Annotated in this window: 17 protein-coding genes; 12 read left to right on the top strand and 5 right to left on the bottom strand. The window is 62.2% G+C overall.

Annotated features, from left to right (window positions below):
* Position 1: 1 nt before the first annotated feature.
* Positions 2-388 (bottom strand): DUF2642 domain-containing protein, encoded by a 387-nt coding sequence (locus O9H32_RS03645; RefSeq protein WP_269864458.1) that lies wholly within the window; start codon positions 386-388, stop codon positions 2-4.
* A 15-nt stretch (positions 389-403) separates the two neighbouring features.
* Positions 404-769, bottom strand: a complete 366-nt coding sequence (locus O9H32_RS03650) for a hypothetical protein (RefSeq protein WP_269864459.1) — start codon at positions 767-769, stop codon at positions 404-406.
* A gap of 484 nt (positions 770-1,253) precedes the next feature.
* Between O9H32_RS03650 and O9H32_RS03655 the strand changes: the two genes are divergently transcribed.
* The 10 genes from O9H32_RS03655 to O9H32_RS03700 all read left to right on the top strand — a co-directional run bounded on the left by O9H32_RS03655 (position 1,254) and on the right by O9H32_RS03700 (position 19,869).
* Positions 1,254-2,333 carry a glycosyltransferase gene (locus tag O9H32_RS03655; protein ID WP_269864460.1) on the top strand — a complete coding sequence of 360 codons (1,080 nt, stop codon included), beginning with the start codon at positions 1,254-1,256 and terminating at the stop codon, positions 2,331-2,333.
* Between the two features lie 324 nt (positions 2,334-2,657).
* Positions 2,658-2,984 carry a DMT family transporter gene (locus O9H32_RS03660; RefSeq protein ID WP_269864461.1) on the top strand — a complete coding sequence of 109 codons (327 nt, stop codon included), beginning with the start codon at positions 2,658-2,660 and terminating at the stop codon, positions 2,982-2,984.
* 59 nt (positions 2,985-3,043) lie between these two features.
* The gene (locus O9H32_RS03665) at positions 3,044-3,403 is read left to right on the top strand and encodes a Lin0512 family protein (RefSeq protein ID WP_269864462.1); all 360 of its coding nucleotides are present in this window, start codon (positions 3,044-3,046) and stop codon (positions 3,401-3,403) included.
* 497 nt (positions 3,404-3,900) lie between these two features.
* Entirely contained in the window at positions 3,901-9,792 is a 5,892-nt protein-coding gene (locus O9H32_RS03670) for a pectinesterase family protein (protein ID WP_269864463.1), read from the top strand.
* A 354-nt stretch (positions 9,793-10,146) separates the two neighbouring features.
* Positions 10,147-11,706 (top strand): glycoside hydrolase family 43 protein, encoded by a 1,560-nt coding sequence (locus tag O9H32_RS03675; protein WP_269864464.1) that lies wholly within the window; start codon positions 10,147-10,149, stop codon positions 11,704-11,706.
* 341 nt (positions 11,707-12,047) lie between these two features.
* Positions 12,048-14,372: an AraC family transcriptional regulator gene (locus tag O9H32_RS03680; RefSeq protein ID WP_269864465.1), complete on the top strand. Its 2,325-nt coding sequence runs from the start codon at positions 12,048-12,050 to the stop codon at positions 14,370-14,372.
* Between the two features lie 233 nt (positions 14,373-14,605).
* On the top strand, positions 14,606-15,571 hold the full coding sequence (locus tag O9H32_RS03685) for an ABC transporter permease (protein ID WP_269864466.1): 966 nt from the start codon (positions 14,606-14,608) through the stop codon (positions 15,569-15,571).
* A gap of 21 nt (positions 15,572-15,592) precedes the next feature.
* A complete protein-coding gene (locus O9H32_RS03690; RefSeq protein WP_269864467.1) occupies positions 15,593-16,465 on the top strand; it encodes a carbohydrate ABC transporter permease in 873 nt (290 codons plus the stop codon).
* Between the two features lie 78 nt (positions 16,466-16,543).
* Entirely contained in the window at positions 16,544-18,163 is a 1,620-nt protein-coding gene (locus O9H32_RS03695; RefSeq protein ID WP_406627251.1) for a glycoside hydrolase family 43 protein, read from the top strand.
* A 197-nt stretch (positions 18,164-18,360) separates the two neighbouring features.
* Positions 18,361-19,869 carry an extracellular solute-binding protein gene (locus O9H32_RS03700; RefSeq protein WP_269864469.1) on the top strand — a complete coding sequence of 503 codons (1,509 nt, stop codon included), beginning with the start codon at positions 18,361-18,363 and terminating at the stop codon, positions 19,867-19,869.
* 290 nt (positions 19,870-20,159) lie between these two features.
* Here O9H32_RS03700 and O9H32_RS03705 read toward each other — a convergent pair whose 3' ends face one another.
* Positions 20,160-21,446 carry a glycoside hydrolase family 27 protein gene (locus O9H32_RS03705; protein WP_269864890.1) on the bottom strand — a complete coding sequence of 429 codons (1,287 nt, stop codon included), beginning with the start codon at positions 21,444-21,446 and terminating at the stop codon, positions 20,160-20,162.
* 142 nt (positions 21,447-21,588) lie between these two features.
* Positions 21,589-22,473, bottom strand: a complete 885-nt coding sequence (locus O9H32_RS03710; RefSeq protein WP_269864470.1) for an AraC family transcriptional regulator — start codon at positions 22,471-22,473, stop codon at positions 21,589-21,591.
* A gap of 213 nt (positions 22,474-22,686) precedes the next feature.
* Between O9H32_RS03710 and O9H32_RS03715 the strand changes: the two genes are divergently transcribed.
* Both O9H32_RS03715 and O9H32_RS03720 read left to right on the top strand, forming a co-directional pair.
* Complete coding sequence (locus tag O9H32_RS03715) at positions 22,687-23,007, top strand: ArsR/SmtB family transcription factor (protein ID WP_269864471.1); 321 nt, start codon at positions 22,687-22,689, stop codon at positions 23,005-23,007.
* A 59-nt stretch (positions 23,008-23,066) separates the two neighbouring features.
* On the top strand, positions 23,067-23,600 hold the full coding sequence (locus tag O9H32_RS03720; protein ID WP_269864472.1) for an SRPBCC domain-containing protein: 534 nt from the start codon (positions 23,067-23,069) through the stop codon (positions 23,598-23,600).
* A 135-nt stretch (positions 23,601-23,735) separates the two neighbouring features.
* Here the strand turns inward: O9H32_RS03720 and O9H32_RS03725 are convergent, their stop codons facing one another.
* Positions 23,736-24,599, bottom strand: a complete 864-nt coding sequence (locus tag O9H32_RS03725) for a sugar phosphate isomerase/epimerase family protein (protein ID WP_269864473.1) — start codon at positions 24,597-24,599, stop codon at positions 23,736-23,738.
* Between the last annotated feature and the right edge of the window lie 130 nt (positions 24,600-24,729).

Raw genomic sequence — 24,729 nt, forward strand, 5'->3', positions numbered from 1 at the left:
CTTAATAGACTGCGTTAATGCTTGGAATCGGGATCAGAAGAATGTCTCCTGTCGTCTCCAGCACTTGGATGACATCGGGACCGACGAACTGCAGCACCCCGGAGACCGTGCCGGCATCCGTCTCGACCGTAATGGTCTCGCCGATCTTATCCTCGAGAAAGGGCGGAACGGACGGCTGGTCCTCGGTATACAGCGTGTAGGAGTAGCCTTGTGCATCGGCGGAAGAATCTTGAATCTCAAAGCCGCTGTTCGCCAGCGATTGGAGGGCGGCCGCCGCCGGTGCTCCGAGCGCGATGGCCGGTGCGCCGCTGGTTGCGCTGTAGGCAGTGACTACGATAAGTCCGTTCAAGTGCACATATCCGCACCGCATGATTACATACTCAGGCATATTGTGGATTCCCCCTTAACCGATCGGCGCCGGCGCTGTAACGGTCACAGCGGGCCGGAACCCGATAATTTGGCAAATCGAATAAAAGACTACCTGCGCATTCTCGGGGTTGCCTGTCGTGGGCCGGATAGCGAAGGTTCCCGTACCTACGGACTCCAGCGTGCCGACCCGGTTCGGGGGATTCCCGCCGCCGCCCGCGCCGCCAGCATCGATGACTTCAATGACCGAACCGATGAAGCGGGACAACTCCGCGCGCAGCTCCGTGGTGCAGGCCTCTTCGGGTTCGGTCACGTTCACGACCGGGGCCGGGATGACAACCGGCGGAGGGGCTGCGACATTCACCACGGGAGCCGGGACCACAACCGGCTGGGGGGCGGCCACCCGAATCCGCGGACGAGGGCATACGAAACGAATCTTGCGCGAAGGGCGCTTTGGCTTTTTTCTGAAGCATTTGCCGGCACAGGAGTGCGATGTTTTTTTTCTTTTGCCCGGTTTGCAGCAGCCCTTTTTGACCGTACAGACGAGTTTGATTTTTTTGCATTTGAACAACCTGAACACCTCCGTAGTAGGGTACGACACATCATACTCCGCTGCTGCTGGATTGGACGGGGCGAACGCCGTCTCCCCGGTGAAAGGGGCGTATAACAGAGGTACAGGCACCCAGGAAAGGAGGGGGACGAGAGCAGAGGAGGTTAGAAGGAAGAAGGAAGGATCAGGAGGGGAGGACGGAGAGGGGAAAGAACAAGAGAGGATAGAGGGGAGAGGACAAGAGAGGATAGAGGGGAAATGCCCCGGGGCGGGCAGGCGTACACGCGTCCCGGAGGACCGGCACATATGCTGCAGATGGGGAAATGGGGGAGGTCCGATGATAACCGTCAGCTTATGCATGATCGTCCGTAATGAAGAGGCGACGCTGTCGAGATGTCTCGACTCCGTCCGCCGTGCTGTAGATGAGATCGTGATCGTGGATACGGGGTCCACGGACGCGACGATCGCTATAGCGGAGACTTACACGGAGAGGGTCATCCGCTTCCCGTGGATCGATGATTTCTCCGCCGCCCGCAACGAGTCGTTCCGGCATGCCGCATGCGATTATATCCTCTGGCTGGACGCCGACGATGTCCTGGCTCTGGAGGATACGGAGAAGCTGCTGGAGTTGAAATCCGTACTGGGTCCCGCCGTCGATTCGGTCACGATGCCTTACCTGCTGGCGTCCGGCCAAGAGGGGCGCCCCGTATACAGCCTGCGCCGGAACCGGCTTGTGAAGCGGAGCCGGCAGTTCCGGTGGATCGGCTGCGTACACGAATACCTGGAAGTCTCGGGCACGGTCCTGCACAGCGGGATTGCCGTAAGGCACCAGCCTGTCGAACGACCCGGCCGGTCGGAGCGCAACCTTGCCATCTATCGGAAGAAGCTGGAATCCGGCAGCCTCTGGACCCCCCGAGACCGCTATTATTATGCGAACGAGCTGCAGGATCACGGACTGTGGGGGGACGCGGCGGAGCAGTACGAATACTTTTTATCCGAGGGCCTCGGATGGGAGGAAGACTGCATTCAGGCTTGCGGGAAGCTCGCAGACTGCTATCTGCAGCTTGGCCGCTCCGACCGGTTCGCGGAGAGTGCGCTCCGCTCCTTGAAGTACGGAGCCCCGCGGGCGGAGCACTGCTGCCGGCTCGGTTATCATTTTCTGCGGGAAGGACGGCTCGATGCCGCGGTATTCTGGTATGAGTCTGCCGCACGGCTGGAGCGGCCGGACAGCCCGTGGGCGATCTTGAATCACGCCTGCTGGACTTGGCTGCCGCATCTGCAGCTGTGCGTGTGTCTCGACCGGCTGGGCCGGTACGGGAAGGCGTATGAACATAACGAGCAGGCGCTGGCCTATCTGCCGGAAGATCCAAGGATGCTGGCCAACCGTGCTTACCTGCAAGGAAAGCTGAAAGCATAGAGAGGTCCGGCGCTGACGGCCAGGAGGCTGGGGGGAACGATACGGCCGGCCATACGGAAGGAGGGGCGTGTAGGGAGGAAGCTGCCATGTTTCCCCTCCCCTCCGGCGGTGGACAAGCTCCGCTTCTCCGGCCGCCCGGCATGCGGATTGGAACACTGACGGCTTCATATGATACATTGAGACTAGATTTTATGAGAAATCTCGGAACCTCGAAGCCTCGAAGCTTCCATTCCAAGAGCCCCATCTCTATGAGGCTATTCCCATTTCCATGAGGCTGTTAGGAAGTGGAGATCCTACTTGACCGTGGAAGGGCAGGGTATACGGATGAAAGCTTATGTATTTCTGGCGGTTGCCATCGTGACGGAGCTCTTCGGGACATCGATGCTGAAGGCGTCGGCAGGCTTTACGAAGCTCTGGCCGTCCCTGGGCGTGCTGGCGGGCTTCGGCATCGCCTTCTACTCCTTGTCGCTCTCCCTCCAGTCCATTCCGCTCAGTGTCGCTTATGCGATCTGGTCCGGTGTCGGGACGGCACTGACCGCCGTGATCGGGGTACTCGTGTGGAAAGAGTCGATCACCCTGCCGACGGCGGGCGGCATCCTGCTCATCATCGCGGGCGTCGTGCTTATCAACGTGAAGGGCCCGGCCCATTAGAACGCAGAGAGCGTAAGGCGGCGGAACCAACCATAATCTAACCCTAGGGAGCTGGAACTATGAACAAAATCATGTTTATCGAAATCGGCATGGGCATCGACCTGCACGGCCAGAATGTGACGAAGGCGGCGGTGCGCGCGGTACAGAACGCGATCCACCATAACTCGATGCCGGGGCTTCGCTCGGTGCTGCCGGAGGGCAGCCTGCACAATATGAAGGTGAACGTGAAGCTGGCGGTGCCTGCCGACAAAGAGAAGCTGGACCTGGAGACGGTCCGGGCCGAGCTGCCTTACGGCGAGGTGACCTTCGAGGTGCAGGACGGCGGGATGCTGACCGGTACCGGTGTCGTCCTGCCCGAGAAGGACGATGTCAACGATCTGGCTTATGTCGTCATTGCATCGGTGGAAGTCGGATACTGATCCGTGGAGGCTCCGTTTCAAACCGGAGATCCATTTTCGACTGGACCTATATGAACCGGAGACTTATTTTCAACTTGAAGCTTGCGGCCAAGGGCTGCGGCTTCTTTTTTTGCGTCCGGACGAGGAATATGCCGCAGACAACCGAGTGTGCCGGGGGCAACCGGATGCAGGGCCTAGGGAGCACATGCAAGCTGCTCAAGTGCGGTGCAGCAGGCCCTGGCGCCCCGGATCGTCAAGAGGTTATCCGGAATCCGTAGCCTGCCACGAGGCCTCCTTCCATAATGGGGAAAGCCAGGGAAGCGGCGGCACTTGGCATATCGGCGGCACGATACCTTCGGTTCCTTACGGGAAGGCGGGAAGGGCGGCGTCCCTGGAGACGGGGCGTTCCCGGGCAATGTGCCGTACCTAACAGGCCGTACCGGTGACCGTTTGCCGAGAGCGGGGCATGGAACAGGGGCACCGCGTAGAAGGAACACATCGATAAGGGAGGTAAGTTTGTGAAAAAGACAGTGGCATCCGTACTCATTATGGCCATGCTGGGAAGCATGCTGCCCGCAGCGGCTTCGGCCGAGACGACGGGAACGGGCGTGCCCGCCTTTCCGGGAGCGGAAGGCGGAGGCAAATACACCACAGGCGGCAGGGGAGGCGCGGTCTATGAAGTGACGACCTTGGCCGATTCGGGGCCAGGTTCGCTCCGGGAAGCGGTGTCCGGAAGCAACCGGACCGTCGTCTTCAAGGTCGGCGGCACGATCCATCTGCTGTCCCCGCTGAAGATCACGGGATCGAATCTGACGATCGCCGGCCAGACAGCACCGGGGGAAGGCATCACGGTCGCGGACTATACGACCTCGATCGACGGGGACAATCTCATCGTCCGTTATCTGCGGTTCCGGCTCGGGGACCGGTCGATGAGCGAGGATGACGCGTTCGGAGGCCGGTATCACAAGAACATCATCATCGACCACTGCTCCTTCTCTTGGTCGGTCGACGAAGTCATGAGCATGTACGAGAACGAGAATACGACCGTGCAGTGGTCGATCATGTCGGAGAGCATGCTGATGACGACGCACGTCAAGGGGCGTCACGGCTACGGGGGGATCTGGGGAGGCCGGAACGCGACGTTCCATCATAACCTTGTTGCCCACAACGTATCCCGGAATCCGCGGCTGGCCGCCACTTCCGCGGCAGACAAGACGGATGCGTACAACAACGTCATTTATGACTGGGGATTCTTCTCCTCTTACGGCGGCGGGCAGGGCAATTTTAACCTCCGGAACAACTATTACAAATATGGGCCCAGCACGTATAAGAATGCGCGCAGCATGGTCTTCGTCGAGGTATTGGCAGACTCGCGGATGTACATCGGCGGGAACTACATGGACGGCAATCCGGAAGTAACCGCGGACAACTGGAAGGGTGTGGGCGCGCTCGCCAGCCCTGAGGCGAAGCTCGCCGAGCCTGTGGCGATGGCGTGGCCGGTACAGCTGCAGACCGCCGAGGAAGCGTACGCCAGCGTGCTGGCCGGCGCCGGCGCCGTACTGCCGCGCCGGGATGCGGTCGACGCGCGGGTCATCAGCGACGTCAAGAACCGGACGGGAGAGCACATCAATTCCCAGAAGGAGGTCGGCGGCTATCTGGAGTTCGAGCAGGCGGCGGCGCCTCTGGCGGACGGGGATCATGACGGGATGCCGGACAGCTGGGAGTCGCAGCATGGGCTGAATCCAGCCGAGGCGGCGGATGGCAGCTTGTTGAACGCCGAAGGGTACACGAACCTGGAGGTTTACCTGAACGGGATATCTGGCAACGGTTCGGCGAACCCGGCCGCTGCGATCACGGCGCCGGCCCATCATACGATCGTGGAAGCCGGCTCGGATGTCACCGTGCAGGCGGAGGCTTCCGATCCGGACGGCACGGTGGCCAAGGTGCAGTTCTATCTCGGCGATGTGCTGCTTGGCGAAGACACGGCGGCCCCTTACTCGCTGACCTGGACGAAGGTGACAGACGGAACCCACGACTTGACCGTCAGGGCGGTCGATAACACGGGGACCTCGGTTCAGTCCAACCGCGTCACCGTTCATGTGAACACGAGCGGCAGCACCGCACCGTGGGAAGCGAAGGATATCGGTACGCCGGGCATCGCCGGGCATACGCAGCTTGGAGCTTCGCCCGCAGAGGTGACCGTGAAGGCTGCCGGAGCGATGGGCGGGAGGGCGGACGCGTTCCACTTCGCCTATCAGCCGCTGACGGGCAACGGGGAGATCGTCGCCCGGATCGAGAAGGTAACGGGGACTGACGACGGAGCGGAAGCGGGCGTGATGATCCGCGAGAATCTCACCGCATCCTCCCGTATGGCGGCCCTGCTCATTCCCTATGTCAAGAATGGCCGTAAGGGCGTCACCCTGACCCGTACGGCGGAAGGCGGCCAGGCGGCGAAGATGGAACCGGACGAGTTCATCTCGGTGCCGTATTGGGTGAAGGCGGTCCGTCTCGGAAGCCAGTTCACGACCCTGGTATCAAAGAGCGGGGTGGATTGGACGGTGGCGGGCACGGCCTCGATCCCGATGGGGGAGACGGCGTACTTCGGGCTGGCGGCGGATGCCGCCGATGCCGATGACGACATCCAGAAGTACAATACTTCGCTCTTCTCCGGGGCAGCCCTACGTCCGCTGCCGGCGGATTATCCGGCCGCTCCCCAAGAGGTGCAGGCCACGGCAGGGGTGAAGCAGGCGGTCCTGAGCTGGAGTCCCGTCACCACGGCGCAGAGCTATACCGTGAAGCGCAGCGAGCTGCCGGGCGGCCCTTACTCCGCTGTGGCGCAGGGGTTAACCCAGCCAAGCTTCACGGATACGGGTCTGAGCGCGGGGCTCACCTATTACTACGTAGTGACCGCAGTGAACGCGCAGGGCGAGAGCTTCAGCTCCGCCGAAGTCAGCGTGGAGCCGTCCGGAAGCACGGGCACGGTGTATCTGGTGAACGACAGCTACGAAGGACTGGCGGAAGGAACGCTGCCGGCAGGCTACACGGTTACACCGGATCCGCAGGATGCGGACCATAAGGTGGGAGCCGTACCCATGCCTGCAGGCACGACGGGCAACGCCACCTCGGCGGCGATGATCGTCTACGACAACGCGGCGGGCAATACCCAGTTCGTCCGCAAGTTCGCGCCGCAGACGGGCGCTGTCGTCATTGAGACGGATGTGACTTCCGCGGCATGGCCGGGTACATCGATCGTGCTCCAGCTGCAGGATGAGGCGGGGACGAAGACGCCGCTGTCCGTCGAGCTGCGCAAACCGACCCAGCCGGCAGCCGAATCGACGAATACGTTCATCTACAAGAAGCTCGGCGCGGACTATAAACTGAGCGAGCCCCCGGTGAACAACCGCTGGTACCATCTGAAGATCGTGGCGAATGTGCCCGCACAGAAGGCGGATATTTATATCGACGAGGCTCCTGCCGCGCTGGGCGTAGACTTCCAGGCCGACGTGTCCGCGGCCGGGATCGGACGCATCCTGGCGAAGACGCCGGGGACAGGCAAGGGGACGATGTACTACGACAACCTCAAGGTGTATGTGGAGCCTGTCGCCACACCGCAGGGCGTCACGGCCGTGCCGGGCAACGGCAAAGTGCAGTTGAGCTGGACGGTGACGGCAGGCGCGGCTTCCTACACGGTGAAGCGCGCTGAGGCGAGCGGCGGGCCTTACGCTGTCGTGGCAGCAGAGGTGACGGGTACCGGGTATATCGATGAGGGCGTTACGAACGGCACGACCTATTATTATGTCGTAACGGCCTCCGGCCCTTCGGGCGAGAGCGGTCCGTCGTCTACGGTCACCGTGACGCCGTCGGAAGCGGCCGTGAAGCCGGCGGCGCCGGCCGGGCTGACAGCGCAGGCCCGCAGCACGCAGGCCGATCTGTCCTGGCAGCCGGCGGCGGGCGCTTCCCACTACACGGTGAAGCGCAGCGCAAGCGCCGCAGGGCCGTTCACGGCCATAGCGGCCAAGGTGCTGGGTACCTCCTTCCGCGACGGGGCACTGACCAACGGGACGGTGTACTATTACACCGTGTCGGCCTCGAGCGTCGGCGGCGAAGGCCCGGATGCCCCGGCGGTACCGGTCCGGCCCGAGGCGGCTCTCGGGACGCCTGCCGTGAAGGGGACAGCCGGAGCGGGCCGCATCCGGCTGAGCTGGGACGCCGTAGAGGGCGCTTCCTCCTACGAAGTGAAGCGGGCGGCATCGCTGGAGGGTCCGTATGAAGCCGTAGCGACTACGGCAGAGCTTGCTTATGCAGAGACCGGGCTTCCCGAAGGCACGCCATATTACTACACAGTCACCGCGCGCAGCGGCGAGAGCCGTTCTCTGGCCTCGGATCCGGCGGCAGTGAGGGCATCCTCCGCAGACGGTGCGCCGGCCGTGCCGCAGGGCATGCGGGCGGAGCCGGGCGACGGGGAGACCGCGCTGTTCTGGACCGTGGCGGCCGGAGCGGAAGCTTATGCGGTCAAGCGGAGCGAGAGCCCGGCGGGCGGGTACGAGACGGTTGCCGCCCGGGTGGAAGGCACCGCTTATCGGGATACCGGCCTCGTCAACGGGCGGACCTATTACTATCTCGTCACGGCCGTGAATGCGGCCGGGGAGAGCGGCTCGTCCGCTCCCGTGCAGGAGACGCCGGCGCCGGTTCTGACCGTGGCGGCGGATGGTAGCGGCATGTATACCAGAGTGCAGGATGCGATCAACGCCGTACCGGACAACGGCGCGGGAACGACCGTAATCCAGATCAAAGACGGGGTGTACCGGGAGAAGCTGAACATCCCGGCGGCCAAGACCAAGATCCGCATGATCGGCGGGAGCCGCGAAGGAACCGTGCTCATCTATGGCGACAGCGCCAAGACGCTGGACGCTGCCGGACGCGAGCTCGGTACCTCCGGCAGCGCCTCGTTCACCATCCTTGCGAACGACTTCAGCGCAGAGAACCTGACGATCGCCAACGACGCCGGGCAGTTCGCCGGGCAGGCGGTAGCGCTGTATACGAAGGGCGACCGGATGTTCTTCCGGAATGTGACGCTGACCGGCTACCAGGATACGTTCTATGCCAATGACGGACGGCAGGTATTCGCCGACAGCCGGATCGAAGGGACCGTGGACTATATCTTCGGCTCCTCGTCCCTCGTCTTCGAGAACTGCGTTATCCACAGCTTCGCCGGAGGGTACGTCACGGCAGCTTCCACGCCCGAAGGTAAGAGCGGCTATCTCTTCCTGAACAGCCGTCTGACGGCGGAGCCGGGGCTCGCCGGCACGGTCGCGCTCGGCCGTCCTTGGAGACCTTATGCCAAGGTAAGCTACGTGAACACGTGCATGGACGACCATATCCGGCCTACTGGCTGGGACAACTGGGGGAACAGCGCTAATGAGCTCACGGCAAGCTATAACGAATACGGCAGCTACGGGCCTGGAGCGAAGCCGCAGGACCGCTACCGCTGGTCGAAGCAGCTGACCGTGCCGGAAGCGGAAGCCTTGACGCCGGAGGCCGTGATCGGCGGCAGCGACGGCTGGAACCCGTTGAAGCGTACCCCGCTGCTGGACGGCAGCGCCCTGCTCTCGTCCCTGGCGGCGGACGGCGTCACCGTACCCGGCTTCCGGCCGGACGTGACGGAATACGGCGTCTTGCTGCCGGCCGGTACAGGGACGGCACCAACCGTCACTGCAGCCGTCTATGCCGCAAGCTCGGCAGCAGCCGTAACCCAGGCGGCTGCGCTTCCGGGGACCGCGTCGGTGAAGGTCACGGCCCAGGACGGTACGGTGCGTACGTACCTCGTCCGGTTCGAGGCGGAAGCGGTGATCGACCGCGAGCCGCCGACGGCCACCGTAACGTACAGTGCGTACGGGCCGACGAACGGCAGCGTGACGGCGACCCTCGTACCGAGCGAGCCGGTCACCGTGACGAACAACAACGGGTCGCTGACCCGCGTCTTCCAGGATAACGGTTCCTTCACGTTCACCTTCGTCGATGCGGCCGGCAATAAGGGCTCGGCCAAGGCGGTCGTTTCCGTCATTGACAAGAAGGCTCCGGCGCTGAACTTGACGGTCGACAAGCCGGTCCTGTGGCCGCCGAACCACAAGCTGATCCCGGTTCATGTGACCGTCAAGAGCACCGATACGGGATCGGGGATCGCATCTGTCGTACTGAAATCCATTACGAGCAGCGAAGGGGACAAAGGACTCGGCGCCGGCGACCAACCGGGCGACATCCGGGAGGCGGCCTTTGGCACGAAGGATACCGACTTCCTGCTCCGGGCCGAACGGTACCGCAGCCGTGTCTATACGATCACCTATACGGCGGAGGACCGGGCGGGCAATCGGACGGAGGCGTCCGTCAAAGTAACGGTGAAGAATCCGTAGGAGAGTATGACGGTAAGATGCAGGCTTATCCTCCGCATAGAACGTTGTGCGGGGGATAAGCTTTTCTTTTGACATTCACCGAAAGTGTAACGCGCAGAGCCCCTTCTTCCTCTTCGCAACGGTTTCATACCTGCTGCTGTCTCTCAAGGAACACCGTAGGCTTCGGTGTCGGCAGGGGAGCAAGGATATTCAAGTTTGGGGCCCTGGAGGCATGAAAGCAGGTAGAAGTGAACGGATATTTGCCTTAGAATGAAAGATAAAAGATATCCATAGACAACCAGCAGCAGGATCCACGACACATTCCAATCGGAATCCAATCATCCATCCGGCCAATGAAAGGGGCTTATCAAGGTCATGAATACGTCTTCTCAAGCTCAACCCGTCTGGTATGCGGACCTCGGCAGCGGGCAGTACCGCAATCCGGTCCTGTATGCCGATTATTCCGATCCCGATGTTATCCGCGTAGGCGATGATTTCTATATGACCGCTTCGAGCTTCGTCAGTACGCCCGGCCTGCCGATCCTGCACTCGAAGGATCTCGTCAACTGGACGATCCTCACCCACGCGGTGGACCGGCTGCCGGCCGGCTTCGACGGCAAGGTCCGTCACGGGGACGGCGTATGGGCCCCGAGCCTGCGGTACCATGACGGCAAGTACTGGATCTACGTCGGCTTCCCGGACGAAGGGGTCTATATGACGAATGCGGAGAACCCGGCAGGGCCCTGGTCGCCCCTGCACCTGGTGAAGGAAGCCCAGGGGATCATCGACACCTGCCCGCTCTGGGATGAAGACGGACAGGCGTACCTCGTGCACGCCTTCGCGAAGAGCCGCTGCGGCATCAAGAGCAGGCTGCAGGTGTGCCGGATGAGCCCGGACGGCACCTCGCTGCTGGACGAAGGCGTGATGGTATTCGACGGCACGGAGCGTCACCCGACGATTGAGGGGCCGAAGTTCTATAAGCGTAATGGCTATTATTATATCTTCGCCCCGGCGGGCGGCGTATCCGTAGGATGGCAGACGATTCTGCGCTCGCGTTCGGTCTTTGGACCTTACGAGGAGAAGATCGTCCTGCACCAGGGGGACAGCATCGTGAACGGGCCGCACCAGGGCGGCTATGTCGAGCTGGAATCCGGTGAATCGTGGTTCCTCCACTTCCAGGACCGGGAAGCCTACGGGCGTATCGTCCACCTGCAGCCGATGGCCTGGGAGAACGACTGGCCGGTGATGGGCATCGACACGAACGGCGACGGGATCGGCGAGCCGGTGCTCATCCACCAGAAGCCGGATGTCGGCCGGGACTATCCGCCGGCCGTGCCAGAGACGGGCGACGAGTTCGAGAAGCCGGAGCTCGGCCTGCAGTGGCAGTGGCAGGGTAACCGCGAAGCGGGCTGGCATTCGCTCACGGAGCACCCCGGCCATCTGCGGCTGTTCGCCCGGGCGCTGCCGGAAGGGGCGTCGACATTCTACGATGCGCCGAACGTGCTCTGCCAGAAGCTCCCGGCCCCTGAGCTGACCGCTGCGACCGCGCTGACACTGACGCCGGGCTCCGGCGAGACGCTGGCCGGCTTGACGGTGTTCGGGCACGAGTACCGCTATGCCGCCCTGCGCTGCAGGGAAGGGCAGACCGAGCTCGTCTTCACCGCAGGCAAAGGCAGCAAGGAGTCTTCTGCGGAAGCGGAGACGGCGGCCGTGGCGCTTGCGGACTCCGTACGCACAGTCTACCTGCGGGTGAAGATCGTGCTGGAAGCCGTATGCACCTTCGAGTACAGCCTCGACGGCACGGCATACGAGCGCATCGGCGAGCCGTTCGAAGCCGTGCCGGGCGGCTGGGTCGGCGCGAAGCTCGGCTTGTTCTGCCTCGGCGGGGACGGGGGACACGCCGACTTCCCTTGGTTCCGTATCGAAGGGGTATAGACGGCAGGGAGCCGCCGGGCCGGGGAGAGGCCCCTCATCCGAAGGGAGCCTTCCGGACCGGCGGCTGTACTGCTTACGCATCACAGGCAGGGCGGCTGATCCGCTTCCATAACAAGAGAGCAGGGACCGGGGCCCCCCTCCGGTCCTTGTCTTATCCTGCGGCCTGCGGCCAAAGAGTCTGTTTTGTGAAGAAAGCGCTCTATTTTTTCTCTTGAAAGAGGATTGGCCCTTGGGAGATACTGGATGGATCATATACTGCAAGCAGGGCAGGACGGCAGAACAGGCACCGGTGCGACAGACAGAAGAGAAGCCGGCCCTTCCGGGAAGAAGGAGAGAGGAATATGCGGAGATATTTGCTTCGGCTTCTGGCATTCAGTCTGATCCTCGGTGCGCTGCCGACCGTATTCATCGGCATTGTCTCCTACTCGATCGCCGCAGGCGATATCGAGAAGAAAGTAAGCGAGGGGAACATGCAGCTCCTGCTGCAAACCCAGATGCGGGTGGAGCAGACGCTGAAGTCGCTCGAAATGTCGGCTACCCAGTTCGTGTCGTCGAGCCGGGTCAAAGCCGCCATGAACGAAACGCTGACGCCCGGCGAGTTCGCGGAAGTGCGCGAACTGTCGGCTGAGCTGTCCCATCTGCAGACGGAGGCGGTGGTCAAGCAGGCTTATCTCGTGAACATCGACCGCGATTGGGCTGTCAGCCTGGGGATGCTCTATAAGCTGAGTGTCATGGAGAACCGCAGGGAGTTCGCCGCCTACGCGATGCATCCGTCGAGCATCTTCTGGAGCACACGCGGCCGGCCGGTGCCCGTCTCAGGCGCAGGCGTATCGCCGGGGGTCGAATCGGTAGCCGCCACGACCGAGTCGGTGACGCTCGTGCACAAGATCCCGCTGCTGCCCCGGTCCGCGGCCCCCAAAGGGCTGCTCGTCGTCCATCTGGGGAAGGACGACCTCCAGGGTCTGCTCGCCCCGAAGAACCGGCTCAGCAGCAACTACGTTCTGGATGCGAGCGGCCATGCGTTCCTGGCGTCGGAGGAGGAGCAGACAGCCCTCGGGGAGATCAACCGTACGATTACCGGCCTCCCGGCGAACCCCCAAGGCAAGATGGGGTCCTTCAATGCGAAGGCGGGCGGCGAGGAGGTCAGCGTCCTCTACCGGACTTCGGCGTACAACGGCTGGACGTATGTGTCGCTTGTATCCCGGGGCGAGATAACGAAGGAGCCGAAGAAGATCGCGCTCTTCACCGGCGCCGCCTGCGGGCTGATTCTACTCCTCGTCCTGATCTTCGCTTACTTCGGTTCCCGGCGTATGTATTCGCCGATCCGCAGCCTGCTTGAATATTCGCAAGGGTTGACGCCCGAGAGGCAGACCGCTTCCGGCGAAGGGGGGGACGAGCTGGCCTATATCCGGGAGAGCCTGCAGTCGCTGGCGGTCTCGCGGTCCCGGCTCGAGGAGCGGATGGAAGGGCAGGCGGGCCACCTCAAGGAATTCTTCGTGCTGAAGCTGTTCACGGGCCAGATCTCGGATACGGATATCGCCTACCGGTCGCAGATGTACGGGTTCCCCCAAGGGTGGAAGGGGCTCGGCGTGCTGACGCTCGCCATCGACAACCTGCAGGAGACCCGGTTCGGGGAAGAGGACCGCGAGCTGCTCCTGTTCGCCGTGAGCAATATCGCCGGCGAGCTGCTCCCCGCCTCCAGCCGGTTCTCCCCGATTCTGCTCGATGGGACCCAGGTGACCCTGCTGGCTTCCCGGGCCGAGGAACCGGAGGAGATCCAGGAGGAGTTCTACCGCACGGCGGAGCTTCTCCGCGCGAATGTCGAACGGGTGCTGCAGCTGCAGGTCAGCATCGGCATCTCGCAGCCGTTCACGGAGCTGTCCGGGACCGTGCAGGCGTACGGCGAGAGCCTGGCCGCCTTGAAGTGCCGGATCTCGCTCGGCCCGGACATCATCGTGCGGTACGACGATATCGCCCGGTACGGGGAGAGCGAGACGGCGGTCTACGCCCATCTCAAGGTACTCGAGGAGCAGCTCGTCCAAGCCCTGCGCGAGATGCAGCAGGAGCGGGCGGGCGAGATCTTCGGACAGTACCTCACAGCGGTGCTGCACAAGGAGAGCTTCGCGCACGAGCACCATCTGCTGCTGCTTCAGCTCATGTCGCGCCTGCTTCACCTCGTGCAGGATCAGGGCGTGCCGCTGCGCAAGGTGCTCGAAGGAGACGGCGCGGTCGACCGGCTCATGAGACTGAGGACCCGCGAGGAAATCTCGATCTGGTTCGGCTCCCGTTTGTTCGCCCCGATCATCCGTCTGCTCTCCGAGAAGAGCGAGACGCAGTACGTGAATATCGCGAGCCGGCTGGTCAGCATGATCCACGACCGGTTCGATGGGGACATTACGCTGGAGTCCTGCGCGGCCGAGCTGAATTTCCATCCGGTCTATCTCAGCCGGGTATTCAAGCGGGAGATGGGCGTGCCGTTCAGCGATTACCTGTCGGAATACCGGATGAATATGGCGAAGGTGCTGCTGGAATCCACCACACTTAAGATCTCAGAGGTGGGCGAGAAGCTGCAGTACAAGAACATCAGCGCTTTCATCCGCTCCTTCCGCAAGAGCTTCGGCATGACGCCGGGGCAGTACCGGGACCTGATCGATCCCAAAGGATAGCGGCACAGGGGGGGGGGCGGACGGTTCTCCCCTGTTTGGCATGCGCGGTCCCCGGCTCCCGGCCGAGTTGCCTGCTGCACACCGGGTTGCCTCAAGGTTATGCCCGGCATCAGCAGTGCCGCCTCCCCCGCCGTTCTTCCTGCTCTCCGCAGGAAGTTATACGCCGGCTATAGCCTGGCATGTCCGCTCCCGGGATAATGAGGGCATCACAGGACACAGGGAGGAACGGGACTATGAAAGCAGAATCGGCATGGCCCGCCGGCGGACCCAGGACGGATGCCCGGCCGAAGAGCCGCGCCGCATGGCTGAGCGATGTGCTCCGGGACAAGTGGCTGTATTTCATGCTGCTGCCGGGAGTCGCCTATTTTATCATCTTCAAGTATGTACCGATGTACGGCGTGATCATGGCATTCCAGGATTACAAGCCGCATCTGGGGTATGCGGACAGCCCCTGGGTGGGGCTGAAGCACTTCCGGCGCTTCTTCGCCGAGCCGCAGTTCTGGACCTTGTTCCGCAACACGGTGGTGCTGGCGCTGTATAACCTGATCTTCTTCTTTCCGGTGCCGATCGTGCTCGCCTTGATGATGAATGAAGTGCGGCGGGAGCGGTTCAAGCGCTTCGTGCAGACGCTGGTGTACATTCCGCATTTTGTCTCCTGGGTCGTCGTGGTCGGGATTTTCTACATGCTGCTCACGACCGAGAACGGGGTGCTCAACGAGCTGCTGTTCTACCTGTTCGGCGAGAAGGTCGCGTTCCTGCTCGAACCGGAATGGTTCCGTACGATGATTATCGCACAGTCGGTGTGGAAGGAAGTCGGCTGGGGGACGATCATCTTCCTGGCGGCCCTGGCGGGCGTGGACTTGCAGCTCTATGAGGCGGCGAGGATCGACGGGGCCGGACGCTGGCGTCAGCTGTGGCATATCACGCTGCCGGCGATCCGCAGCACGATCATCATTCTGCTCATCCTGCGGCTCGGCAACTTCCTCGACTCGGGCTTCGAGCACATCTTCCTGATGCTGACACCGACCAACCGCGAGGTGGGCGAGGTCTTCGACACGTACGTGTACATCAAAGGCCTGGCGCAGGCCCAGTACAGCTACAGCGCCGCGGTAGGTCTGTTCAAGTCGCTGGTGGGGCTGGTCCTCGTACTGGGTTCCAACTGGCTCGCGAAGAAATTCGGACAGGAAGGCGTCTATTAGCGCCGGAGAGGAGAGAAGAAGATGGCATACGAAAAAACGCTTGGCAACCGGCTGCTGGACTTCTGCATCTACGGGATTCTGCTCCTGACGGCCATCCTGTGCGTCATCCCGTTCTTGTATGTGCTTGCCGTATCGTTCACGGATCCGGCCGAGGTGGCCCGGGGAGGCCTGATCCTCTTCCCCAAGGAGTGGTCGCTGGCCGCGTACCGCTATATTTTCTCGACGGATACGCTGATGCGCAGCCTGCTCGTATCGGTCTACATCACCGTGGTCGGCACGCTGATCAATCTGCTCTTCACCTCGCTCATGGCTTATCCGCTGGCGAAGCCGTACCTGCGGGGCCGGCAGACGATCCTGCTCGGCGTGCTCTTCACGATGCTGTTCAGCGGGGGGCTCATTCCCACTTACTTCGTGGTGAAGAACCTGCATCTCACCAATACGCTCTGGTCGCTGATGATCCCCTCCGCGATCTCCGCCTTCAATCTCATTGTGCTGCGGAATTTCTTCCAGGGCATCCCGGACGGCCTGGAGGATTCGGCGAAGATCGACGGCTGCAGTGACATGGGCGTGCTGTTCCGTATCGTGCTGCCGCTGTCCATGCCCGCGCTGGCCACGATGGCGCTGTTCTACGCGGTGGCGCATTGGAACCAGTTTTTTAACGCGGTGCTGTATATTAACGACAATACCAAATGGCCGGTGCAGGTGCTGCTGCGCGAGATCGTCATTCTCGCCCAGAGCCGCATCGGCGATACGAATATCGACGACGCGCAGATTCAGCCGCTGACCATCCGCATGGCGGTGATTGTCTTCGCTACCCTGCCGATTCTGGTTGTGTACCCGTTCTTGCAGAAGCACTTTACCAAAGGAGTGCTGCTCGGATCGGTGAAGGGGTAGGCGGGGGGCGGTCAGGGTCTGGACACTCAGGCGGGCAGCGAGCCCAGTCCGCGTCGTACATCAGATCCCCAAAGGAGCATGAACATGAACACGAATTCGTTGGCTCACACAAGCACCTTCCGCAATCCTATCCTCTCCGGCATGTCCCCGGATCCGTCGGTCTGCCGGGTGGGGGACGACTATTATATGGCAGCATCCACATTCGAATATTACCCGGGCGTGCCGATCTTCCACAGCAGGGATCTCGTGAATTGGCGGCAGCTTGGCCATGCCTTGGACCGTCCGTCACAGCTTAATCTCGACGGCGTGCAGGTATCCCGCGGCATCTATGCCCCGACGCTGCGTTATCACGAGGGAATCTTCTACATGATCACGACGTTCGTGGAGAATGCGACGAGCGTACGGCGCAACTTCTACGTGACCGCGCAGGACCCGGCGGGCCCGTGGTCGGAGCCGTACTGGCTAGAGGACGCGCCGGGCATCGACCCGTCGCTATTCTTCGACGACGACGGCCGGGTGTACTATACCGGCAACCGGATGCCGCCGGAGGGGCAGCTCTATCCGAAGCACATGGAGATTTGGCTGCAGGAGCTCGACCTGAATACGCATCAGCTCACAGGCCCGAAGTTCAGTCTCTGGGACGGCGCGCTGAAGGAGATTCATGCGCAGGAGGGCCCGCACCTCTACAAGGTGAACGGGTACTACTATCTGTTCATCGCCGAGGGGGGGACCGGGTTCACCCACTCGGTGACCGTCGCGAGGAGCGAGAGCCTCACCGGACCTTACGAATCGTGCAAAAGAAATCCGATCCTCACGCACCGTCATCTCGGCAGCACGAGTCCGGTCGCCAATGTCGGCCACGCCGACATCGTGGAGACCCAGCACGGCGAGTGGTGGATGGTCTGCCTCGGCTCCCGGCCGTACGGCGGCGCCCACCGCAACCTCGGACGCGAGACGTTCCTCGTGCGGATGGATTGGGAAGACGGCTGGCCGGTCGTCAATCCGGGCAAGGGCATCGTCGAGCTCGAATCCGTGCGTCCGGACCTGCCGGAACACCGCTGGCCTTCGCTGCCGGCATGCGACCACTTCGACGCCCCGCGTCTTGCGGACGGCTGGAACTTCATCCGGACGCCCCGCGGGGAGTTCTGGAGCCTGACGGAGCGGCCGGGGTATCTGCGGCTGCGCCTCAAAGAGGAGAAGATCACGGAAGCCGGCAATCCGGCATTCGTGGGCCGCAGGCAGCAGCATATGTCCTTCGCGGTCCGCACGGCGGTGGAATTCGTGCCGGAGGCCGCCTCGGAAGCGGCGGGGCTCGTGCTCTACCAGAGCCCGGACTATCAGATCCGGGTGGAGATCGTCCCGGCTGGCAGCGGGAGCGGAGGGGGAGCCGCAGTGCGTGTGGTGCGGCGCGAAGCGGGCGAAGAGCTTGTGCTTGGGGCCCGGGAGGTCTCGGCGCAGAGGCTCTATCTGCTCGCGGAGGCGCACGGGCAGTCGCTGCGGTTCGCTGTGGCGGAGCAGGCCGAGGAGTGGCTGACGCTCGCGGAGCAGGTCGACGGCCGGCTGCTCAGCCCGGACAGCGCCGGGAGCTTCGTCGGCGCGTATATCGGCCTGTTCGCCGAAAGTGATGAGGCGGCGGCAGCGGCCGGGCGTGCGGCGGATTTTGATTATTTTGAATACACGGCGCTGGAGCAGATATAGGCAGCTGCTGCGCGTGAGGAGCGAATCCTCCGAGCCCGTGAAGGCATTCCCGGCGGTCTGATTTTGGCCTACAGCCTCGGGTCCCTCGCTTCCTTGGACAGCCGCCTGGATTTCGTATGACCTGGGTTTTGTCTGACCTGGAGTTTGTCTGATAGGAGAAGGTCGATCATGGATTCCATCCTGAGGGGGAGATCATAATGAAAAAAGTAACGGCGGCTTTGGCAAGCACGGTGCTGCTGACCAGCGTTCTGTCGGCGTGCGGCGGAGAAAGTACGGGAGAGGGAGGCCAGGGGGCGCCGCAGGATGACGGCACGCCCTATCCGCTGACCCTGATCGTCAATCAGGTCGGCGAGATTCCGCAGAAGGACAACGAGGTAGAGAAGGCGATCAAAGCCTATACGAACACGGACCTGCAGATCCAGTGGATTCCCACGTCGGCCTACGACGAGAAGATCAACGTCATGATCGCCTCCGGGGAGCTTCCGAAGCTCATCAAGCTGAACTACAACCCGACGATCGTAGGCGCGCTGAAGTCCGACCTCTTCTGGGAGATCGGGCCGTACCTTAAGGATTATAAGAACCTGTCGGCGCAGAATGAGCAGTATTACAACAACATTGGAGTGGGGGGCAAAATCTACGGCGTGCCGCTGTTCCGCGATCTGGGGCGGGCTGCGGTGCAGTACCGCAAGGACTGGTTCGACGCTCTCGGTCTGCAGCTGCCGAAGACGCTGGACGACTGGTATAACGTGGCCAAGGCGCTGACGCTGAACGATCCCGACAAGAACGGCAAGAACGACACCTTCGGCCTCATGCTCGAAAAAAAATACAACCAGGACGTGAACTCTACCCTGGCACGCCTGGCCGTATCCCAGGGGGCGCCGAACAAATGGCTGGTGGAGAACGGCAGCTTCATTCCGGACTTCACGACAACGCCGTACTTTGAGACGATGAAGCTCTTCAAACGGCTCTATGACGAGAAGCTGATCAACCAGGACTTCGCCGTGTATGAGTCCGCCGAGATGGATAAGGTGTACGAATCGGGGCGGGCCGGCATCCGCTTCACCGGCGGCAATACGCAGAGCTGGCAGGATAAGATCGTGAAGGTGGTGCCGACGGCGGTGACGGACGTGGCGCCGGTCGAAGGGCCAAGCGGCCGCCGCCTGCCGGGCGAACCGGGCAACGCGGGCTTCCTGGCGGTGCCGAAGTCGACGGTGCCGAACGAGGCGGAGCTGAAGAAGGTGCTGGCCTTCGTCGACAAGCTCATGGACCCTCAGATGGCGACGCTGCTCGTGAAGGGCATCGAAGGCCGCCACTGGGAGGATAAGGGCGACTACACCCAGCCGCTCGATCCGACAGCCGCAGCCAAAGAGATCAAGCCGTACCGCGACACGCTCCCCCACCGCGGGGAGGCGTATAATGTGGCGAAGCCGAGCAAGGAGACGGATCTCTTCCGCAAGAGCCAGACGGTCGGCAAGGAGAACGAGAAGTTCATCGTGACGAACCCGGCGCATACGCTGGAGTCCGCGACGTATTCGGAGCGCGGCAAGGAGCTCGAGCAGATGATTACGGACGCGCAGACCCGTTATATCATGGGCAAGATCGACGAGGCCGGCTGGAAGGCCGAGGTCGAGAAGTGGCGCAAGGCCGGCGGCGACGCCATGGCCCAGGAGTACAAGGAAGCGTACGCGAAGGCGCCGAAGAAGTAAGGATGGGATGCTCCCCTGAAGGAAGAATAGGGAGCAGCAAGCAGAAGAGCCGGATCCTCCCTTAGGGATGATCCGGCTTTTTGGGGTTGAGGACTGCCGCTGCCGCTGGAAGAATACAAGACGGGGATGAGAGCGCGGCAGCAAGCAGCCCCATTCACGGCTTCATCCGACCTATCGCCAAGCCGCGTTCAGCGCATCTTGCCGCAGCCCGCATGCCCGGCGCCCGGGATGCCTCCCCACGATCCGCCTCCAGCTAGCCTTGAGGCCCTGCTCCATGCTCCCGCGCTCTCTTACTCCGCCAGCTTCAGCAGCACGGAGCCGTGCGGCGGCACTTCGAGGCTGATGCGCTCCGCCGCTTCGCCGAGATCTGCCCCGGACCAGAGCTCCCGCACCCGGCGAGTTCCGCTCAGGCCGAGCGCTTCCCACGAAGCGGATACGGTCTGAGCGCTATCCGCCGTATTGAACAGGGCGGCATACACATTGCCCGTACGGCTGTCGACGCTCGTCCAGACGATCCGGCCTTCCTCCCGCGACACGGGACGGATGTGTTCGCCATAACGGTGGGCCTCCAGCACTTCGCGGTTCGTGAGCAGCGACAAGGTCCACTCATCGTTGTCCCGCAGCTCGCCGCCGAACATGAGGGGGGAGCGGAACACCGACCAGAGCGTCATCATCGTCTGCTGCTCATCCCGGGTGAAGCGGGTCCAGCGGTCGGCGGCGCCCCCGTCGACGGAGCGGATGCCGATATGGCCGAGCGGCAGCATGTCGCAGTCGGGCCACCGGCCGGGTGCCACATGGCCGTACCACTGCTCGCAGCGGTCGAACATGTCGAGCAGCAGGCTCCACAGATCCCAGTAGTCGTCGGTCATGCGCCACAGGTTGGCCAGCTCTGCGAGTTCGCTAGCATGCTCTACCGGAGCCGGCCCGGGGGAGAGGCTGAGCACCATGTCGCGGCCGCAGCTGTCGATCGCCCGGCGGATCAGTTCAATCTCCGGCAGGTGAATGCCGTACAGCCGGGAGGCGGCGATATCGTCGACCTTGACGTAGTCCACGCCCCATTCGGCATACAGCCGGAACAGGGAGTCGTAGTAGGCCTGCGCGGCCTCGTGCGACGCATCCACGCCGTACATGTCCGTATTCCACGGACAGATCGAGTTCGGATGCGCGATATCCCGTGCGGTCGCCTTGGAGCCCAAGATCGGCGATGCCGCGTGAACCGCCTGCCGGGGGATGCCCCGCATGATATGGATGCCGAACTTCAGGCCGAGGCTGTGCACATAATCTGCCAGCGGCTTGAAGCCCTGGCCTCCAGCAGAAGAAGGGAACCGGTTCACGGCAGGCATCAGCCTGGAGTATTCATCGGTTTCCAAGGGAACGAAGGGGCGGTACCTCGAGGAATTCGCTCCCGGCTCGTACCACTGGATATCCACCACAACGTATTCCCAGCCGTACGGCTTTAAGTGCTCAGCCATATAGTCCGCGTTGCCTCTGACTTCTTCCTCCGTCACGCTGGCCCCGTAGCAGTCCCAGGAGTTCCAGCCCATCGGCGGCGTGGGTGCATAGAGATGGTGCTTCATCATTGGTTACGTCCTCTCGTCTTTTTTTGCTCTGCACCTATAGCATAGAAGAGAGCAACGGTATGCTTCCACGACAATGTTTTGATCTCTTATGCACTTTTTTGCTTAGCTCGGGCGCCTGGCTCCTGCTAACTACCTGCTGTTAGTCGAACGTCACGTGCTCCAGCGCCGTTACTTCCCGGCCCGAGCGGAAATCGCCCGGCGAGAAGCCGACCCACTCGCGGAATACGCGCGAGAAGTAGCTCCCTCCGGAGTATCCGACGGCCTTGGCCACCTCTTCGACGGGCAGCGGGGTGCGGCGCAGCAGATCGAAGGACGCTTCGATGCGGAGTTTGGTCACATATTCGATTGGGGTATACCCGGTGGCCCGGCGGAACGAGCGGGTAAAATGCGAGGTGGACATCCCCGCCCCAGCCGCGATCTCTTCCATGCCGGGCAGGTCCGCATAGCGCTGTTCGAGCTGCAGCGCAGCCGACCGGATGGCGGGAGGCCAGTACTCCTTCTCCCGGCGGCGTGCCGTACAGAAGCGCAGCAGCTCCATCACCAACCGGTAGACAAGGGAAGAGGCGAGGTAACCGTCCGTGATTCTCCCGCGGGCCGCCGCATGGTACGTATCCTGCAGGAGGTGGACGACCGGGTTGTCCGGCGGGATGGCGGCCGCGGGCCCTGCAGCGGCGACGATGCGCTTCCAATGCGCTGCGAGCCCGTAAGGCCGGAACAGCACAAAATAGAACTCCCACGGTTCTCCCTGCGGAGAAGCGTAGTAGCGGTGCTTCGAAGGGATTTCGACGAGGAAAGCCCGCCCCGGATCGATACGGTATTCGCGTCCGGCGATATCAAGGTACCCGTGTCCGCTCACCGTATACTGCAGGAGCAGCAGCGGGCCGTCCGAGCGCTGTTCCCCATCCCAGGAGTAGGAGGGACCGGATTGTTTTTCGTATCCGACTGCAAAAAGCTGGTAGAACGCATCGGCAGGCGTATCCTGGAAGCGGAAGCCATACACGCCGTACGGAGAGGGGGATGGCACGTGGAATCACCGTCTTTTCTGCAAAGTAGATAGGTATAATAATAAGACGGTTACGCAGAGAAGTCGACTCCACCGGGTATCCGGGAATGGCCTGGGCCGCTCCCGCTTCATAAGAAAGGAAGGGGCCGGAGAAAAGTTGTTTGTTGGTGTTTAATATTCCTTGACTGGAATATTCCTTTTGATGTATATTGTAATCGAAAGGAGCAAGATGACATGGGCATGAACCTCACAACACTGCATGCGCTCTCCGAGCCCAACCGATATCACATGGTCGAACTCTTGCGAATGGGACCCCTGACCGTAGGGGAAATCGCCGAACGGCTGAAGCTCAATCAGCCGCAGGCATCCAAGCATCTCCGTGTACTTAGCGATGCCGGGCTCGTCGAAGTAAGGCCGGATGCCAACCGGCGCATCTATCAGCTGCGGCCCCAGCCGTTCCAGGAGCTCGAAGGCTGGATCGGAACGTTCCGTGAAGTCTGGGAGGAGAGATTCGACCGGTTGGACGACTATTTGCGGGAGCTGCAGGATAAGTAGGCGGCGGCGATTAGGTTTCGTGTGTTAATCCAATATGGATCTTATAGGAGGAATAGAAGATGACGACAAAGGAAAATGGAGCAAGCAAGATGATCTCCCGGGTGGAGGGGCAGGAGCTGGTGCTCGAGCGCGTATTCGATGCGCCCCGCGAGCTGGTGTTCAAGGTTTTCTCGGAAGCCGAGCATCTGAAGCGCTGGTGGGGACCCCGAGGCTGGGAGCTTACGGTATGCCATGTTGATTTTCGTCCGGGGGGCGTCTGGCACTATTGTATGAAGTGTATGGACGAAGCGCAGGGGGATTTCTACGGCTACGAATCCTGGGGCAAAGCGGTCTATTCCGAGATTGTGGAAGGGGAGCGGATCGTCATGACCGACTACTTCTCCGATGCGGAAGGCAACATTATCGAAGGCATGCCGCCATCCACGAACACCATGAATTTCTTGGAGCACGAAGGGAAGACGAAGCTGGTCTCCCGGTCCCGGTATGCCTCGCCCGAAGCGCTGCAGCAGGTCATGGACATGGGGATGCTCCAAGGCATCACCGAAACCTGGGATCGTCTGGAGGAAGAGCTGCAGAAGCTCCGGAACGCATAAGAAAAAGAATGCACGCAAGAGAGGGGCTGCCGGCTTGAAACGGCAGCCCCTCTCTTGTGTATTCCCGCAGGAGCGGAAGCTTGCTACCGCTCCCAGCGTACCGCGCTATGCGCCCCGCCTGGGCCGCTTCCGCACTCAGCGTACCGCGCCGAGCGCCTCTACCTCGTTCCACACTTTGCGGAAGTAGTCCAGCGACGGAGCGATCTGGTCCGGCTCGAGTCCTTCCATCGTAATGTCGCAGAACGGCTTGCGCTCCTGGACCAGACGGAGGAAGTGCGCATAGTCGAGCTCGCCTGTGCCGAGCGGCGTATATTCGGTTCCGCCGGAGGCGTTCTTGCGGATGTCCTTGGCATGGAAGAGCACCGTGCGGTCCGCCAGCGCGTCGAACGCCTCGGAGATCACTTGGTGCTGCCGGTCCAGGATGGAAGCGTTCAACAGGTTGCAGGGGTCGAGCACGACGCCGAGCGTGGAGGTCGGCACTTCCTCCAGCAGCCGCAGCATGCTCTCCGTCGAATGGATGACGAGCGTATAGGCCGGCTCGATTCCGACGGTCACGCCCCACTTGTCCGCTTCTTCGGCGAGCTCGAGCACGGAGCTGCGGAGTGTCTCGAAGGCCTTCTCTTCGTAGCGGCCGGGCTCGGCGGCTTGGAATGTACTCAGCTTGCCGGTCTCCGTGGCGACGACGCTGCAGCCGAAGTCGCGGCAGAACCGCAGGTGCTCCTTGAAGCGGCGCAGCTCCTGCTTGCGCTGCTCAGGGTCCGGGTGGACCGGGTTGATATAGCAGCCGAGGCTGGCGATCCGCACGCCGCGCTTCGCGAACGCTTCGCCGACATGGTTTGCTAGTCCGGGGCTCAGCTTGCCCGTCGTGCTGTCCACGTCGGAGAGGGCTTTGGCCAGGGCGAGCTGGACGGTGGCGAGGCCTGCGGCCGATACGCGGTCTGCCAGTTCTTCGAGCGGCAGGCGGCCAAAATTGTGTGCTAGAATGCCGGGTTTGCTCATAGGAATACGATTGCCCCTTTCGGATACCGGTAGGATGACGGAGTTGAAGCGTTTCGATTACGATTCCATTATATCGGATCGACGTCCTTTTGCACACCTGTGCATAGCCGTGCATCACGGCTTTTTCAGG

Origin of the sequence: Paenibacillus caseinilyticus, assembly GCF_027533645.1 — a bacterium.
Lineage (GTDB): Bacteria > Bacillota > Bacilli > Paenibacillales > NBRC-103111 > Paenibacillus_G > Paenibacillus_G caseinilyticus.

Bases quoted from the DNA above. Each gene is read 5' to 3' on its own strand.
- O9H32_RS03725 (WP_269864473.1), bottom strand. From the start codon at position 24,599: ATGAGCAAACCCGGCATTCTAGCACACAATTTTGGCCGCCTGCCGCTC.
- O9H32_RS03675 (WP_269864464.1), top strand. From the start codon at position 10,147: ATGAATACGTCTTCTCAAGCTCAACCCGTCTGGTATGCGGACCTCGGC.
- O9H32_RS03720 (WP_269864472.1), top strand. From the start codon at position 23,067: ATGACGACAAAGGAAAATGGAGCAAGCAAGATGATCTCCCGGGTGGAG.
- O9H32_RS03665 (WP_269864462.1), top strand. From the start codon at position 3,044: ATGAACAAAATCATGTTTATCGAAATCGGCATGGGCATCGACCTGCAC.
- O9H32_RS03715 (WP_269864471.1), top strand. From the start codon at position 22,687: ATGGGCATGAACCTCACAACACTGCATGCGCTCTCCGAGCCCAACCGA.
- O9H32_RS03680 (WP_269864465.1), top strand. From the start codon at position 12,048: ATGCGGAGATATTTGCTTCGGCTTCTGGCATTCAGTCTGATCCTCGGT.
- O9H32_RS03695 (WP_406627251.1), top strand. From the start codon at position 16,544: ATGAACATGAACACGAATTCGTTGGCTCACACAAGCACCTTCCGCAAT.
- O9H32_RS03700 (WP_269864469.1), top strand. From the start codon at position 18,361: ATGAAAAAAGTAACGGCGGCTTTGGCAAGCACGGTGCTGCTGACCAGC.
- O9H32_RS03655 (WP_269864460.1), top strand. From the start codon at position 1,254: ATGATAACCGTCAGCTTATGCATGATCGTCCGTAATGAAGAGGCGACG.
- O9H32_RS03685 (WP_269864466.1), top strand. From the start codon at position 14,606: ATGAAAGCAGAATCGGCATGGCCCGCCGGCGGACCCAGGACGGATGCC.
- O9H32_RS03690 (WP_269864467.1), top strand. From the start codon at position 15,593: ATGGCATACGAAAAAACGCTTGGCAACCGGCTGCTGGACTTCTGCATC.
- O9H32_RS03705 (WP_269864890.1), bottom strand. From the start codon at position 21,446: ATGAAGCACCATCTCTATGCACCCACGCCGCCGATGGGCTGGAACTCC.
- O9H32_RS03660 (WP_269864461.1), top strand. From the start codon at position 2,658: ATGAAAGCTTATGTATTTCTGGCGGTTGCCATCGTGACGGAGCTCTTC.
- O9H32_RS03645 (WP_269864458.1), bottom strand. From the start codon at position 388: ATGCCTGAGTATGTAATCATGCGGTGCGGATATGTGCACTTGAACGGA.